Here is a 14109-nt window from a genome sequence, read left to right on the forward strand (position 1 = left end):
ACGGCTGGGCGAAGGACATTCGCGACCGGCCACTGGACCAGATCAATGGTGGCGTAAGGCAGGCCATCGCGGCGAACGCAGGCAATCAGCCCTGACGCGGCCGCCCCCCGATCTTCAACAAAAACCACGTCCCAACACTGTCGCGGTCGATCGAAGTCGACCGCGACTGCTCGCGCTTGCAGCTCAGGCCGCCTCGGCCAGGAAGCGTTCCGCGTAATGGCAAGCGACGAGCCGCTCATCCAGCTGGCGCGCCACCGGGCGCTCGGCCCGGCAGAGATCGGTCACATAGGGGCAGCGGGTCGAGAACACGCAGCCCTTCGGCGGATCGAGCGGCGACGGCAGCTCGCCGCGCAGCACGATGCGTTCGCGCTTTCCTGCCGCCACGCTTGGCGTCGAGGCCAGCAGCGCCTGTGTATAGGGATGCAAGGGCCGAGCGAAGATCGCATGCTTCGGGCCATGCTCGATGGCGTGACCGAGATACATGACCATCACGTCATGTGCGATGTGACGCACGACGCCGAGATCATGCGAAATGAAGAGATAGGCGAGCTTGAGCTCATCCTGAAGGTCGGCCAGCAGATTGAGCACCTGGGCCTGGATCGAGACGTCGAGCGCCGAGACCGGCTCGTCGGCCACCAGCAGCTTCGGCGAGAGGATGAGCGCGCGCGCGATCGCGATGCGCTGGCGCTGCCCCCCCGAGAACTGATGCGGATAACGGTTGTAGTGCTCCGGACGCAGGCCGACCTTGGCCATCATCGCCCGCGCCCGCTCTGTCCGCTCCGCCTTCGTCAGCGCGGTATTGATCAGAAGTGGTTCTTCCAGGATCGCGCCGATCTTCTTGCGCGGGTTCAAAGAGCCATAGGGGTTCTGGAAGACGAGTTGCACGGTTCGCCGCAGGCGCTTGGCTTCGCCCGGAGGAGGCGTGACGGCGTCAAGACCGTCGAGCATCAACGCGCCCGAAGTCGGCTTCTCGATCAGCGTCGCCATGCGGGCGAGCGTCGACTTCCCGCAACCGGATTCGCCGACGACGGCGAGCGTCTTGCCGGCTTCCACGGAGAAGGACACGCCGGTGACCGCCTGCAACTGGGCCGGCGCGCGGAGGAAGCCGCGATTGACCGAATAGACCTGTGTCAGCTCGCGCGCTGTGACGATGGGAGTGCTCACGATGTGCTCTCCACCGTCACGGGGTGAATGCCACCCGCCGCTCTGGCCTTCTCCCGCTCCGGATCGCCGAGCGGGTAGTGGCAGCGGATCTGCCCTCCCTGCCAGGGCCGGAGATCCGGGCGCACAAGGCGCGAATGATCCGTGGCATAGGCGCAGCGCGGGCTGAACAGGCACCCCTGCGGGCGGTCATGCGGGCCGGGAACCATGCCGGGAATCGTCGCGAGCCGGTGCTCGCCTTCGCTGCGCTCCGGCAGGGCGGCAAGAAGTGCTGCGGAATAGGGATGCTGGGGGGCCGCGAAGAGGGACGCCACATTGCGCTCCTCCATCACCTGCCCGGCATACATCACCATGATGCGCTGCGCAGTCTCCGCGACCACGCCCATATTATGAGTGATCAGGACGAGCGCCATGCCGCGCTCCTTCTGCAGCGACATCAGGAGATCGAGGATCTGCGCCTGGATGGTGACGTCGAGCGCCGTCGTCGGCTCGTCGGCGATCAGCAGCCGGGGGTTGCACGCGATCGCCATGGCAATCATGACGCGCTGGTTCATGCCGCCGGACAATTGATGCGGGAAGGCCTTGAGGCGGCTTTCCGGCGCAGGGATTCCAACCTGTTCGAGCAGCTCGATGCTGCGCCTGCGCGCCGCCTTGCTATCCATCCCCTCATGCGCCTTCAGCGTCTCGGCCAGCTGGAAGCCGATGGTGAAGCAGGGATTGAGGCTGGTGCTCGGCTCCTGGAAGATCATCGCGACATCCTTGCCGGTGAGCTTCCGGCGCTCCCGATCGGAGATCTTGAGCAGGTCGCGCCCGGCAAAGGCGAGTCGGTCGGCCTTGATTCGGCCGGGATATGCGACAAGTCCCATCAGCGCGAGCATGGTGACGCTCTTGCCTGAACCGGACTCGCCGACCACCCCGAGGATCTCTCCTTCCTCGAGCGACAGGCTGACACCGTCGACCGCCCGCATCACCCCCGTAGAGGTCGGGAACTCGACACTCAGATTCTCAACTTCGAGCAGCGGCATGGTCAGCGCTTCAGTTTGGGATCGAGGGCATCGCGAAGGCCATCACCGAGCAGATTGAACGCCAGCACGGTGATCAGGATCATCAGGCCCGGCAAGGTGACGACCCACCAGGCGCGCAGCACGAATTCACGCGCATCGGCCAGCATCGTGCCCCATTCGGGCGTCGGCGGCTGGGCGCCAAGGCCGAGGAAGCCGAGCGCCGCCGCGTCGAGGATCGCGGTGGAGACGCCGAGCGTCGCCTGGACGATCAGAGGGGCGGCGCAATTCGGCAGCACTTCCTTGAACATCAGGCGTAGCGTGCCGGCACCGCTGACGCGGGCTGCGATGACATAGTCCTTGGAGGTTTCGCCAATCACCGCCGCACGCGTGATGCGGACATAGTGCGGCAGCACCACGATGGCGACCGCCAGCATCGCGTTCATCAGGCCCGGCCCGAGGATCGCGACGATGACGATGGCGAGCAGCAGGCTCGGCATCGTCAGGACGATGTCCATCAGCCGCATGATGACGATTTCGGTGATGCCCTTGAAGAAGCCGGCAACCAGGCCGAGCGCGATGCCTGCCGCCATGGCGATGGCAACGACCACGATGCCGATCACCAGTGAGAGACGCGCGCCATGAAGCAGTCGGGACAGGATATCGCGGCCGATCGCGTCGGTGCCGAGCGGATAGGCCAGCGAGCCGCCCTCCTGCCAGAAGGGTGGCTTGAGGAAGACGGCATTGTTGGTGAGATAGGGCGAGTGTGGCGAGAGGACATCGGCGAACACCGCCATCAGCAACACCGCCACGATGACGACGAGCCCGGCAACCGCGCCGCGATTGGCGCTGAAATAGCTCCAGAACTCGCGCAGCGGATGCGGCGGCGTGCCAGCCGGCACGGCAGCGGAGGGTGCTTCAAGCGTTTCGGCAGTCATCTGTCAGCGTCCCGCGAAGAAATCAGCCATGTCACGATCACAGGTCCTTCAGCGCGCATGTCTGATGCGTGGATTGATCAGGCCGTAAAGCAGATCGACCAGGAGGTTGACGCTCATGACGACGACGCCGATTAACAGGGTGCCCCCCTGCAGGACCGGATAGTCGCGCCGGCTGATCGCCTCGATCAGCCATTTGCCGACTCCCGGCCAGGAGAAGATCGTCTCGGTCAGAATCGCGCCGGTAAACAGCACGCCGACCTGCAGACCAATGACCGTCACCACCGGAATGAGCGCATTGCGCAGCGCGTGCAGCGCAATGACCCTGAGAGGCGCCATGCCTTTGGCGCGTGCCGTGCGGATATAGTCCTCACCGAGCACTTCAAGCATGGCGGAGCGCGTCATCCGGGCAATGACCGCAAGCGGGACCGTACCCAGGACGATCGCCGGCAGGACGAGATGCGACAGCGCCGACTTGAAGGCGCCGAAATCGCCCGCCAGCAGGCTGTCGATCGTCAGGAAGCCGGTTACCGGCTCGATATAATACTGCACAGCGATGCGGCCGGAGACCGGCGTGATACCGAGCTGCACGGAGAACAGCAGGATCAGCAGCAGGCCCCACCAGAAGATCGGCATGGAATAGCCGGTCAGGGACAGTCCCATGACRCCGTGATCGAAGATCGAGTTGCGTTTGACCGCAGCCAGGATGCCAGCCGGCAGGCCGATCGCCAGCGCCAGGAAGATCGCGCACAGCGCAAGCTCGATCGTCGCCGGGAACAGCGCCGAGAATTCCGAGATGACGCTTTCGCGTGTCACGATCGACTTGCCGAGATCACCCTGCAGGACACGGCTGATATAGATGCCGTATTGCGTCAGAACCGGCTTGTCGAAGCCGAACTCCTTGCGCAGAAGCTCGTGGCGGGCCGGATCGATGCCACGCTCGCCGGCCATGGTTTCGATCGGATCGCCCGGGACCAGCCGGATCAGGAAAAAGGCGAGCAGCGTGATGCCGATGAAGGTCGGAATCACCAGGCTGACGCGGGTCAGGATGAAACGCAGCATGGATGAGCCAGTCTTGTCGGGGTACCGGCGGCCTGAAGCATGGACCGCGAACGGGATGTTTCGTCCTGCTATTGCAAATTAGAACTATATCCTAATGCGAAGACCAGGAAACGCTGCAAATCGAGGATATCGTCGGCGATGTAGCGCACCGTGAACGCGTCGAGGCGCTCGATGCCCTTCAGCATGACGAGGTACTCGACCGGCTGCCGATAGAGGAAGCTGAGTTCCAGCGTGATCGGGCCCGGCAGCCGATAGGGGACGATCCCCGCCCGGCGTGCGATGGCGCGCTGCACGCCCTCGGCAATCAGCTCGTACGAGGCCTCCGGCATCAAGGTGCGCGCCGAGAGGCGGCTATGCGCCCATTTGACCGTGACGGCCTCGATATCGGGCAGGAGCGCCCTGGTCTCCTCGATGCAGWCATCATCGCCGCTGACCAGCAGCACGGGCGTGCCGAAATGCCCGGCGATCGCGGCATTGATCATCGCTTCCGGGGCCGAGACGCCATTGACGCGAACCTCGCGCAGCGAAGCGCTGCGAAAGGTGTGCGCCAGGATGCCGTCCGGGTTGGTGGCGCCAGCGTGGTAGCCGATGAAAAGCGCGCCGGCATACTCGCCCGACTCCATGCCCTGCATCATCGAGAGCGGGCGCGGCCAGGATCGGACGACCTGGAGTGCCTTGGGCAGGCGGTCCAGCAGCAGGTTCTGCGCGTTGCCATGGCTGTCGCTGATGACAACCTCGCTCGCCCCAGCCGCGAAGGCGGCGTTGGCGGCGGCGGCGACGCTGTCGGTCATCCAGATGCGCGCCGACTGATACTCAAACCCTTCGGGGCGCGTGTGCTCGCGCGTCACGACACCGGCGATGCCCTCGATATCCGCCGAAATATAGATCCGCATGATACTGCGCCCCCGCCACCAATTGTATTCGGGCGCGGTTCGCCTCTCCGCGCCCGAATGTCAACGTCATTTCGCCAGCGATACACCGGTAAAGGGCTGGCCGCCGAAGAAATGGATCTTGTAGTCTTTCACATCCTTGCGCACCGGCGTGAAGGCCTGCGCGTTTGCAAAGAGCAGACCCCCGACATCTTCCTGGAAAATCTCCTGCATGCGCAGGAACATCTTGGTGCGCTCGCCCTGATCCGTGATCGTATTGGCCTTGGTCAGGAGGTCGGAGAATTCCTTGTTGCACCAGCGGGCACGGTTGGCACCGGTTTTCACGCCATCGCAATGCCAGCCTGACAGCAGGATCTGGCTCGGATCCGGATAGTCCCAGGTGTAGCCGAACATGCCGACCTCATGGTCGCCGGCGCGGCCGCGCTTGAGATACTCACCCCATTCGAAACTCTGGATCTCGGCCTGGACGCCGATCTTCGCCCAGTCCGCCTGAATCAGCTCGGCCGCACGGCGTCCGTTCGGCATATAGGCGCGAACGACGGGAATGGCCCAGAGCGTGGTCTTGAAGCCGTTCGGCAGGCCCGCCTCGGCGAGCAGGGCCTTGGCCTTCTCCGGATCATAGGGGCGCGGCTTCAGGCCTTCGTGATGCGACCAGAGCGATGGCGGGACGATCGCGGCTGTCTGCTTGCCGGTGCCCTGATAGACTGCATCGATGATCGCAGGGATGTTGGTCGCATAGACCAGTGCCTCGCGCACCCGCTTGTCGTCAAAGGGCTTCTTCTGCTGGTTGAAGGCGAGGAAGCTCTGATCGGCAATGCTGCCGGAGAGCATCGTCAGATTGGGATCGGCCCGCATCGCCGGCAGGTCGCCGGGATTCGGATAGCGCGCGATCTGGCATTCGCCCGATTTCACCTTGGCGAACCGCACCGAGGCATCCGGCGTGATCACGAAGATCAGGTCGTTGACCAGCGCCATGCGATCCCGGTTTCCGGCCGCCTTGGTCCAATGGTCGGGCACCGCGCGAAAGCGGATCGTGGCGTCCTTCTGGTAGGCCAGCAACGAGAATGGGCCGGTACCGATCGGCGCCTGGTTGACCTGCTCGGGCGTGCTCGCCTTCAGCATCGCATCGCCATATTCCGCCGACAGGATCGACATGGGCTCGACCGAAAGCGCGCTGAGCAAGGGTGCGTAGGGCCGTGACAGGATGAGCCGGACGGTCTGGTCATCGACCTTCTCGACCGCCTTCAGGCTGGGCCGGACGATCTCGTTGAAGAACTGATAATTGGTGCTGCCGACCTTATGGTAGGGATGGTTCTCGTCGAACATGCGCTGGAACGAAAAGACCACGTCATCGGCCGTAAAGCCGCGTGTCGGCGTGAACGCCTTGTTCGCGTGCCATTTCACCCCGCTGCGCAGCTTGAACGTATAGGTCAGCCCATCCTCGGAAATGGTCCAGGATTCGGCCAGGCTCGGAATGATCTGGGAACCGCCGCGCTCGGTGGCGACCAGGCGATCATAGATCTGGGCCGCCACGTCGTAAGCCGTGTTCTGCGAAGAGAACTGCGGATTGAGGAAGTCGGGACTCGCCTCTGAGCAGACGACGAGCGTTTGAGCCGCGACCGCGCCAGCCTGTAAAGCTAACGCAACGGCAGCCGCCGCTGCGAAATGTCTAATCTTCATGACGCTCTCCCGAAGTAAAAAGGGCGCGGCCTCTCGGCCGCGCTCCAATCAATGCATCAGTCGGGGCGGGGCCTCAATTGATGTCAACGCCATAGAAGGTATGCCTGCTGAACGGGGATAGCTTGAAGTCCTTCACTTCCTTGCGGACAGGCTTCAGTTGCACCGCATGCGCGATGGTGAACCAGGGCGCCTGCTCCTTGAAGATCACCTGGGCCTGGCGATAGAGCTCGGTGCGCTGCGCCGTATCGGTAATCTTCTTGGCCTTCTGCACGATGTCCTCGAAGGGCTGGTAGCAGAACTTCGCGACGTTGCCGCCATTGTTCTTCGACGCATCGCAACCCAGCAGCGTGTGCAGGAAGTTGTCCGGATCGCCATTGTCGCCGGTCCAGCCGAACATGCCGGCCTGATGCTCGCCCGCCTGCAGGCGCTTGCGGTACTCGCCCCACTCGAAGGTCTTGATCTCGGCCTTGATGCCGACCTTGGCGAGATCCGCCTGCATCAGCTCCGCGATGCGCTTGGCGTTGGGGTTGTACGGCCGCTGCACCGGCATGGCCCAGAGGTCCATCTCGAAGCCGTTCGGATAACCCGCCTCGGCAAGCGCCTTCTTGGCGGCCTCGGGATCGAAGGGATCGTCCTTCACGGTCTCGTTGTAGGACCACATCGAGGGCGGAATCGGATTGATCGCCGCGATGCCGCTGCTCAGATAGACGGCGTCGATGATCGCCTTCTTGTTGATCGCCATGTTGACGGCATGGCGCACCTTGACGTCGTCGAACGGCTTCTTGGTGGTGTTGTAGGCGAGATAGCCGATGTTCAGGCCCGGCTGCTCCAGGATCTGGACATTGGCGTCCTTCTTCATCGCGTCCAGATCGGCCGGGTTGGGATAGGGCATGACATGGCATTCGCCCTTCTGAAGCTTGGCCCAGCGGACCGAGGCATCCGGCGTGATGGCGAAGATCAGGTCGTCGATCTTGGCCTTGCCGGCCCAGTATTCCGGGAACGCCTTGTACCGGATGATCGCGTCCTTCTGATACTGCACCAGCGAGAACGGCCCGGTTCCGATCGGATCCTGATCGATCTTCTCGGGCGTGCCGGCCTTCAGCATCGCATCGGCATATTCCTTCGACTGGATGCTGGCATATTGCATCGCGAGGTCTGACAGGAAAGGCGCCTCAGGGTTGTTCAGCGTGATCTTGACGGTGTAGTCATCGACCTTCTCGACCGACTTCAGCAACTTGGGCATGCCCATGTCGTTGAAATAGGAATGATTCGAGCTGGTGACTTTGTAATAGGGATTATCTTCTTTCCACTGCCGGTCGATCATGAAGATGAAGTCGTCGGCATTGAAGTCGCGCGTCGGCTTGAAGGCACGGGTATTATGCCACTTCACGCCCTTGCGCAGGTTGAATGTGTAAACCAGCCCATCGTCCGAAACCGTCCATTTCTCGGCCAGAGCGGGGAGGACCTTGGTCCCGCCGCGTTCGAACTGGACGATAGTGTCGTAAATCTGGGTATTGGCATCGAACGACGTGCCTGTCGTGTTGATGCTCGGAGCGAAGTTCTCGGGACTACCTTCCGAACAATAGATCAACGTCTTGGCTGACAGCGGTCCCGCCGCCATCAGGGCAGCCGCCGACAGCGTGGCGAACAGGATTTTTTTCATGGTCAGCTCTCCCACTTAATGACCCTCGGGCCGGATTGGTCCGCGCCCAGTTCCGCCGAACCCGCCCTGCCCGCGGCAGGATCGTCGGCCCGAACGGAAGTTGGTCCCGATTGAGGCTGAACCTATTGGAATGCGCAGAGAGTGGGTAGCTGATTTTCTGGGGTTATGAACGCCGATCGGACCTGAGCCCGGGACGGCCTCGCCACCGCATAAACCGGCCAGTCCCGGCCCTGCTTTCGCAATGGATGAGCGGCCTCGCTGCGGTGGCCGTCGCATGCTCACCAGGCCTATGCTGGGCAGGATCAGCTTCGCGGACCACTGCCGCCGCCAGCGCAGATCCCGCCGGCGCGTATCTGTTTTTCTGGGAACCTTTTCCGTCGCTTTCCATCTCTTACAGAGGGAGGAGATCGCCCATGCCGCAGGTTCGAAGAGATGCGCTCGACTCTATCTCGGTGCTCAACGACCTCGATCTGGCGCGCCGGGCGCTCGCGCGCGACGGCGATGCATTCCGCACGATCATGCGGACGCATAATCAGCGGCTCTACCGTCTCGCCCGCGGAGTCGTCCGCAATGATAGCGAAGCCGAAGACGTCGTGCAGGAGGCCTATCTCCGCGCCTTTACCCATCTCGAGAGTTTTCGCGGCGACTCCACGCTTGCCACCTGGTTGTCCCGCATCGTCATCAACGAAGCGCTCGGGCGTCTGCGCAAGAACCGGAAAGAGGCGGAACTCGCGCGATCCAGCGACCGGGGCGGCGCCGCCGCGCAGATCATTCAGTTTCCTTGCAACACGAGTTGTGACGATCCAGAGCGGGCCATGGCGCAACGACAGATCCTTCACCTTGTCGAGCGGGCAACCGACAATCTCCCCGATGCCTATCGCTCGGTCTTCATCGCCAGGGTCATCGAAGGCCTGAGTGTCGAAGAAACGGCAGTGCTGCTTGATTTGCGGACCGAGACCGTCAAGACCCGTCTGCATCGGGCCAGGCATCTCCTGCGCAAGCAGCTGGACGAACAGATCGGTCCCGTCCTGCTCGACGCCTTTCCATTTGCCGGCCGGCGCTGCGAGCGCCTGACCGACGCGGTGATGAAGCGGCTCGGCCTTCCCTGACTTATCCGGGAACGTTTTCGACCTCGCAGCATCCAATGAATGGCAAGGCCYGAAGCAATTCAGCAAGCAGGCGAAGGAGGCTCCATGATCATTCGACAGAACACGGCATTGGCCGCACTTGGCCTTCTCGGTGCGATGTCCTTGGCGCAAGCCGCCGACACGCCGACCGATCCGCAGATCGCGCACATCGCCTATACCGCCGGCACGATCGACGTCGAGGCGGCAAAGCAAGCAATCGCGAAATCCAAGAACAAGACCGTCGTAGCCTTTGCCCATGACATGGTTCGAGACCATGAAGCGGTGAACAAGCAGGCGCTCGACCTGGTGAAGAAGCTGAAGGTCAGCCCTGAAGACAACGATACCAGCCGCGCCTTGTCTCAGGCCGCGACAGCGGAGCGGAGCAAGCTCTCGAAACTCCAGGGCGCAGCCTTCGACAAGGCCTATGTCGATAACGAAGTGGCCTACCACAAGCAGGTGAACGGCGCGCTCCAGACACTGCTGATCCCCTCGGCAAGCAACACCGAGCTGAAGGGCCTGCTCGAAACCGGCCTGAAGATTTTCCAGGGCCACGAGCAGCACGCCGCACATGTCGCAGCCGAACTCCAGTGAGGACAAGATCATGTCGTTGAAGCGGCGCCTCTGGGCCATTGCCGGACTGTCGCTGACTCTGGGCGCTGTTCCGGCACAGGCGGAAACCATTCAGGTCGGGATCGACCGGCTGGTGTTTTCGCCTGCGGAGATCACCGTGAAGGTCGGGGACACCGTCGAGTGGCTCAACAAGGACATTCTCGCCCACACCGCGACCGTGAACGGCGGGATGGACGTGATGATCCAGCCGAAGAAATCGGCGAGTCTGGTCCTGCAGAAGGTGGAAACGGTCGAGTATTACTGCCGCTTCCACCCCAACATGAAGGGCCGCATCACGGTGTCGGCGCCATAGTCGCCGACATCCTGGCTTCGCGGTCGCGACAGCATCCGGCGCCACGACCGCGAGATCCGAAGGGGCTCTGCCCATGTCCAGCGCTGCTGCCCGACCAGCAACCGCCTTCGTCCTTGCGGGAGGTGGCAGTTTCGGCGCCATCCAGGTCGGCATGCTGCGATCGCTCGCGAGCCGAGGCATTGCAGCCGATATGGTCGTTGGTTCAAGCGTCGGAGCGCTGAATGGCGCCTATTACGCGGCCAACCCCACGCTTGAAGGTGTCCAACGACTGGAGACGATCTGGCGCGGACTGCGCCGGCGCGACGTGTTCCCGTTGAGCTGGCGCACGATGCTCGGCTTCCTGTACCGGCGGGACTTCCTTATCGCCTCGGATGCGTTGCATCAGCTTGTTGAGCACAATCTCTCCTACGCCAATCTGGAGGACGCAAAGATCCCGATGCATGTCGTCACGACCGACATTCTCTCGGGCGAGACGGTCGTGCTTTCGGAGGGCTCGGCTGCGCAGGCCATCATTGCGAGCGTGGCGATACCGGCAGCCTTCGCGCCGGTACGGTTCAACGGCCTCTATCTCGCCGATGGCGCGATATCGAGCAACACGCCGGTCAAGGTCGCAATCGCATGCGGCGCCAAGCGCCTGATCGTTCTCCCCACCGGCTACGCCTGTGCTCTCGACAAGCCACCGGTCGGGGCCGTCGCAAGCGCGCTGCATGCCTTGACGCTGCTGATCGTGCGGCAACTTTTCAGCGAGCTGCAAGGGCTCGACGACAGCATCGATTTCTTCGTCCTGCCGCCGCTCTGCCCACTCGCCGGATCGCCCTATGATTTCTCGATGACCAGCGAGCTGATCGAACGGGCGGCGAAGAGCACCGACGCCTGGATTGCCGACGGAGGCCTCGACCGACCGGGCGCTCTTGCCCATTTGAGCACACACAAGCACTCGGGATCACAGGGTGAATGCGGCAGCGTGCCCTCTCATTGAGGCCGCTCCTCTCGAAGAATCCTAGCGCGTCAAGCGCGAGGCAGCGCGCTTGCCACCCATGCCTCAGATTAGACAAAAATATTTGATTTGGAATTTACAGTCCATCTACCGCCTGTTATGGCTCCCGCAACGATCGGGAAGATCGGGGGGATGAATGGCTGCCGACAGGGTTGTTTGCCGGAAGGGCGCGATTTACGGCGATGAGATCCTGGAGGTCGCGGCGCTTYCCACGATCCGCAGACGTCATTACGGCCGCGTCGTCGGCGTCGCCCTGATCGTCGTCGCCCTGGCCTTCATCGCCAAGGCCTTCTCCGAGGGCCAGATCGAATGGAAGATCGTTGGCCAGTTCTTCACGGCCCCGGCCATCCTCTTCGGCCTTCTCAACACGATCTGGATGACCTTGTGCGCGATGGCGCTGGGCATCGTGCTCGGCGTGATCTTCGCGATCATGTACATGTCGCCCAATCCCGTGATCAGCCGCTGCGCGGTCGCCTATATCTGGTTCTTTCGCGGCACGCCGCTGCTGCTCCAGCTTCTGCTCTGGTTCAACCTCGCTCTGGTCTTCCCCACCATCTCGATCCCCGGACTCTTCGAAGCCCGCATGGTCGACGTGATGACACCCTTCGTCGCGACGCTGCTTGGGCTCGGCCTGAATCAGGGCGCCTACACGGCGGAGGTCGTGCGCGGCGGCATTCTCTCGGTCGATACGGGCCAGGTCGAGGCGAGCAAGAGCATCGGCATGACGCCGCTGGCGACGCTGTTCTACATCGTGCTGCCGCAGGCGATGCGGGTCATCGTGCCGCCGGTCGGCAACGAGGTCATCAGCATGGTCAAGCTGACCTCGATCGCCAGCGTGATCGGCTATAGCGAAGTCCTGCGCAACTCACAGGACGTCTATTACGCGAATGGCCGCGTCATCGAGCTCCTGATCGTCACCGCGTGCTGGTATCTCGCGGTCGTGACCTTGCTCCAGATCGGCCAGCACTTCATCGAGCGCTATTTCTCCAAKGGTTATACCCGGCGCAACGGGGTGCCCGCTCCGGCCGCGTCGGCGTGAGGTGGCCATCATGAACGAGATGGTCCGCGCCGCCGGCGTCAACAAGGTCTTCGGAACATTCGCAGCACTGAAGGACGTCTCGCTCGCGGTCTCGCGCGGCGAGGTGACCTGCATCATCGGCCCCTCGGGCTCGGGCAAGAGCACGCTCCTGCGCTGCATCAACCAGCTTGAGCGCCCCGATTCCGGTGCGATCGTCATCGACGGCGAGCTCATCGGCTATCATCGCACCAAACAGCACCTGCTGGAGCTCGCCGACAAGGAGGTTGCCCGGCAAAGGCTGATGACCGGCATGGTCTTCCAGCGCTTCAACCTCTTCGCGCATCTGACGGCACTGCAAAACGTGATGCTAGGGCCGATCAAGGTCCAGGGCAGGCCGCGGCGCGAGGTCGAGAAGGAAGCAGGGACGCTGCTTGAGCGGGTCGGTCTCGCCGATAAGCGTTTCAACTATCCCAGTGAACTCTCCGGCGGCCAGCAGCAGCGCGTCGCGATTGCCCGCGCGCTGGCAATCCAGCCGAAGCTGCTGCTTTTCGACGAACCGACATCGGCGCTCGACCCCGAACTGGTGGGTGAAGTCCTGAACGTTATGCGCGATCTGGCCCGCTCCGGAATGACCATGATCGTGGTGACGCATGAGCTCGCCTTCGCCCGCGAGGTCGCCGACCATGTCGTCTTCATGGATCAGGGCGCCATCGTCGAACGAGGTGCCCCCGGCGCCATCCTCGTCGATCCGCAGCATCCCCGGACACAGAACTTTATCAAAGCGGTCCTGAAGTGACCGAGCAGGAGGAAAGCCCCATGAAGAGATCAATTGCCCTTGGCGCCGGGTTGGCAGCGCTGCTCGCCTGCTCAGCCGCCCATGCCGACGACTCGCTCGCGAAGGTCAAGCAGGCCGGCAAGCTCGTCATCGCGACGATGCCGAACTATCCGCCGATCACCTACAAGGATCCCGCCACGAGCAAGCTGACCGGCTTCGACATCGACCTCGGCGAGGCCATTGCCGCAGAGCTCGGCGTCAAGGTCGAGTGGCAGGAAATCGCCTTCGCCCAGATGCTCCCCTCGCTCCAGACGGAGCGCGTCGACACCGCTCTCGCCGGGATGAGCGACACCGTTCCGCGGCGCGAGATTGTCGACTTCGTCGACTATATGCGCTCCGGCACCCAGTTCTATACGGGCGCCCAGCAGGCAGCCAAGATCAAGACCCCGGCCGATCTGTGCGGCAAGAAGGTCGGCGCCAGCCGCAGCACCAACAACCCGCAGCGCATCGCCGAATGGAGCACCGCAAACTGCGAGTCCAAGGGAGCGCCTGCGATCACCGTGGTCGGCACCGAAGGCTCGGTCGACGCGCGCAACCAGCTCAAGACCCAGCGCATCGACGCCTCCGTGCAGGGCAATGAGACCCTGCCCTATTTCCAGGCAATGGAGCCGAACACCTATGTCCTGCTCGGCGAACCCTTGACCGAGGAGATCACCGGTCTGCCGGTGCTGAAGACGAAGCCGGCACTGCGCGATGCCATCAAGGATGCGCTCGACAGGCTGGTGAAGAACGGCACCTATGCCAAAATCCTGGACAAATACGGCCTCGCCCGGAACGGTATGAGCGAGATCAAGATCAACAGCGCCAAGTGACACCCA

At 62.9% G+C, this 14109-nt stretch carries 14 protein-coding genes; 7 read left to right on the forward strand and 7 right to left on the reverse strand.

The window, feature by feature from the left end:
* Positions 1 to 183: 183 nt before the first annotated feature.
* The 7 genes from AC1D34_RS05945 to AC1D34_RS05975 form a co-directional block, all read right to left on the reverse strand.
* Positions 184 to 1164, reverse strand: a complete 981-nt coding sequence (locus AC1D34_RS05945; protein WP_441487820.1) for a peptide ABC transporter ATP-binding protein — start codon at positions 1162 to 1164, stop codon at positions 184 to 186.
* On the reverse strand, positions 1161 to 2186 hold the full coding sequence (locus tag AC1D34_RS05950) for an ABC transporter ATP-binding protein (protein WP_441487819.1): 1026 nt from the start codon (positions 2184 to 2186) through the stop codon (positions 1161 to 1163). Before AC1D34_RS05950 ends, AC1D34_RS05945 begins: the two co-directional genes overlap by 4 nt.
* A 2-nt stretch (positions 2187 to 2188) precedes the next feature.
* Positions 2189 to 3100 carry an ABC transporter permease subunit gene (locus AC1D34_RS05955; RefSeq protein ID WP_441487818.1) on the reverse strand — a complete coding sequence of 304 codons (912 nt, stop codon included), beginning with the start codon at positions 3098 to 3100 and terminating at the stop codon, positions 2189 to 2191.
* Positions 3101 to 3148: 48 nt separating this feature from the next.
* A complete protein-coding gene (locus tag AC1D34_RS05960) occupies positions 3149 to 4159 on the reverse strand; it encodes an ABC transporter permease subunit (RefSeq protein WP_069879020.1) in 1011 nt (336 codons plus the stop codon).
* 68 nt (positions 4160 to 4227) lie between these two features.
* Positions 4228 to 5052, reverse strand: coding sequence for a M55 family metallopeptidase (locus tag AC1D34_RS05965; RefSeq protein WP_476823734.1), 825 nt, complete (start codon positions 5050 to 5052; stop codon positions 4228 to 4230).
* Between the two features lie 66 nt (positions 5053 to 5118).
* The gene (locus AC1D34_RS05970) at positions 5119 to 6729 is read right to left on the reverse strand and encodes an ABC transporter substrate-binding protein (RefSeq protein WP_441487816.1); all 1611 of its coding nucleotides are present in this window, start codon (positions 6727 to 6729) and stop codon (positions 5119 to 5121) included.
* Positions 6730 to 6802: 73 nt separating this feature from the next.
* On the reverse strand, positions 6803 to 8392 hold the full coding sequence (locus AC1D34_RS05975; RefSeq protein ID WP_441487815.1) for an ABC transporter substrate-binding protein: 1590 nt from the start codon (positions 8390 to 8392) through the stop codon (positions 6803 to 6805).
* Between the two features lie 413 nt (positions 8393 to 8805).
* Here AC1D34_RS05975 and AC1D34_RS05980 point away from each other — a divergent pair, with 413 nt between their 5' ends.
* From AC1D34_RS05980 to AC1D34_RS06010, 7 genes are all read left to right on the forward strand, one after another.
* Positions 8806 to 9501 (forward strand): RNA polymerase sigma factor, encoded by a 696-nt coding sequence (locus AC1D34_RS05980; RefSeq protein WP_441487814.1) that lies wholly within the window; start codon positions 8806 to 8808, stop codon positions 9499 to 9501.
* 84 nt (positions 9502 to 9585) lie between these two features.
* Complete coding sequence (locus tag AC1D34_RS05985; RefSeq protein ID WP_441487813.1) at positions 9586 to 10110, forward strand: DUF4142 domain-containing protein; 525 nt, start codon at positions 9586 to 9588, stop codon at positions 10108 to 10110.
* A 10-nt stretch (positions 10111 to 10120) separates the two neighbouring features.
* Positions 10121 to 10441 (forward strand): cupredoxin domain-containing protein, encoded by a 321-nt coding sequence (locus tag AC1D34_RS05990; RefSeq protein ID WP_441487812.1) that lies wholly within the window; start codon positions 10121 to 10123, stop codon positions 10439 to 10441.
* Between the two features lie 73 nt (positions 10442 to 10514).
* Complete coding sequence (locus AC1D34_RS05995) at positions 10515 to 11420, forward strand: patatin-like phospholipase family protein (RefSeq protein WP_476823735.1); 906 nt, start codon at positions 10515 to 10517, stop codon at positions 11418 to 11420.
* 154 nt (positions 11421 to 11574) lie between these two features.
* Entirely contained in the window at positions 11575 to 12477 is a 903-nt protein-coding gene (locus tag AC1D34_RS06000) for an amino acid ABC transporter permease (RefSeq protein ID WP_476823736.1), read from the forward strand.
* 10 nt (positions 12478 to 12487) lie between these two features.
* The gene (locus AC1D34_RS06005) at positions 12488 to 13252 is read left to right on the forward strand and encodes an amino acid ABC transporter ATP-binding protein (protein WP_476823737.1); all 765 of its coding nucleotides are present in this window, start codon (positions 12488 to 12490) and stop codon (positions 13250 to 13252) included.
* Positions 13253 to 13272: 20 nt separating this feature from the next.
* On the forward strand, positions 13273 to 14103 hold the full coding sequence (locus AC1D34_RS06010; protein ID WP_441487808.1) for an ABC transporter substrate-binding protein: 831 nt from the start codon (positions 13273 to 13275) through the stop codon (positions 14101 to 14103).
* Positions 14104 to 14109 lie beyond the last annotated feature (6 nt).

It is taken from the genome of Allobosea sp. P1_A7 (genome assembly GCF_056406775.1).

What these genes read in the sequence shown, in the direction of transcription:
- AC1D34_RS05990 (WP_441487812.1), top strand. Translation starts at nt 10,121, where the DNA reads ATGTCGTTGAAGCGGCGCCTCTGGGCCATTGCCGGACTGTCGCTGACT.
- AC1D34_RS06010 (WP_441487808.1), top strand. Translation starts at nt 13,273, where the DNA reads ATGAAGAGATCAATTGCCCTTGGCGCCGGGTTGGCAGCGCTGCTCGCC.
- AC1D34_RS05980 (WP_441487814.1), top strand. Translation starts at nt 8,806, where the DNA reads ATGCCGCAGGTTCGAAGAGATGCGCTCGACTCTATCTCGGTGCTCAAC.
- AC1D34_RS05975 (WP_441487815.1), bottom strand. Translation starts at nt 8,392, where the DNA reads ATGAAAAAAATCCTGTTCGCCACGCTGTCGGCGGCTGCCCTGATGGCG.
- AC1D34_RS05995 (WP_476823735.1), top strand. Translation starts at nt 10,515, where the DNA reads ATGTCCAGCGCTGCTGCCCGACCAGCAACCGCCTTCGTCCTTGCGGGA.
- AC1D34_RS05950 (WP_441487819.1), bottom strand. Translation starts at nt 2,186, where the DNA reads ATGCCGCTGCTCGAAGTTGAGAATCTGAGTGTCGAGTTCCCGACCTCT.
- AC1D34_RS06005 (WP_476823737.1), top strand. Translation starts at nt 12,488, where the DNA reads ATGAACGAGATGGTCCGCGCCGCCGGCGTCAACAAGGTCTTCGGAACA.
- AC1D34_RS05970 (WP_441487816.1), bottom strand. Translation starts at nt 6,729, where the DNA reads ATGAAGATTAGACATTTCGCAGCGGCGGCTGCCGTTGCGTTAGCTTTA.
- AC1D34_RS05985 (WP_441487813.1), top strand. Translation starts at nt 9,586, where the DNA reads ATGATCATTCGACAGAACACGGCATTGGCCGCACTTGGCCTTCTCGGT.
- AC1D34_RS05955 (WP_441487818.1), bottom strand. Translation starts at nt 3,100, where the DNA reads ATGACTGCCGAAACGCTTGAAGCACCCTCCGCTGCCGTGCCGGCTGGC.